The sequence below is a fragment of the Pseudomonas sp. BN414 genome (genome assembly GCF_029871275.1).
GTDB lineage: Bacteria > Pseudomonadota > Gammaproteobacteria > Pseudomonadales > Pseudomonadaceae > Metapseudomonas > Metapseudomonas resinovorans_C.
In genome coordinates this window covers 1-742 of record NZ_SSOL01000012.1, presented here as the reverse complement: position 1 = coordinate 742, position 742 = coordinate 1, and the positions used below count along the sequence as shown (strand labels likewise).

Genomic DNA, 742 nt, shown 5'->3' with positions numbered 1-742 from the left:
TGTCAGCACGCCTAACGCTGGCGGCGATCTGGCCAAGGTCTACGAGAAAGGTCTGCCGGAGGGCTCCAGCGCCGGGGATGGCAGCACAGTCACTACCGGCAGCTTCACCGTCGCCGACTCCGATGGGCTGGCCAACCTGAAGACCCTCAGCGTTGGCAGCCTCAGCGTTGACCTCACCACCAGCAGCTTCACTAGCCTGGTCGGGCAGAGCTTCACCACCGCCCACGGCACGGTGTTGATTACCGGCTACAGCAACGGCACTTATAACTTCAGCTACACCCTGACCGAGGCCACGACTGACGGCGCTGGACCGGAAACGGACGGCTTCCTTATTAATGTGGGCGATGGCCTGGCCAGTGCCTCGGCGAATGTCAGCATCGAGATCGTCGACGATTCCCCAAGCGCCAACCCCGACAGCCGTGGCCTGACCGAGAATGGCAGCCCGTCCAGCGTCACCGGCAATGTGCTGGACAACGACGTCGGTGGTGCCGACCAACCGAAGGCCTTCACCAGCTGGAACGGCGTGGTGGGTGCTACGCCGGGGGACAACGGCAGCCTGCTGGTGAACACGCCCTACGGTGTCGTCACCCTGCATGCAGACGGTAGCTACAGCTTCGCGTTGGCCAATGGTTCGGCGGCGGTGGAAGGTCTCGACCAGGGCGAGCAGGTGACCCTGCAGTACGCCTATTCCATGCGCGACGCCGACAACGACCCGAGCAGTTCGACGCTGACCATCACCATC

1 protein-coding gene is annotated in these 742 nt (G+C 63.6%); it reads left to right on the top strand.

Features of this window, described 5'->3' with window-relative positions; translation table 11 throughout:
- A partial coding sequence (locus tag E8E95_RS00085) for a VCBS domain-containing protein (RefSeq protein WP_280347128.1) occupies positions 1 to 742 on the top strand: 742 nt, incomplete at both ends.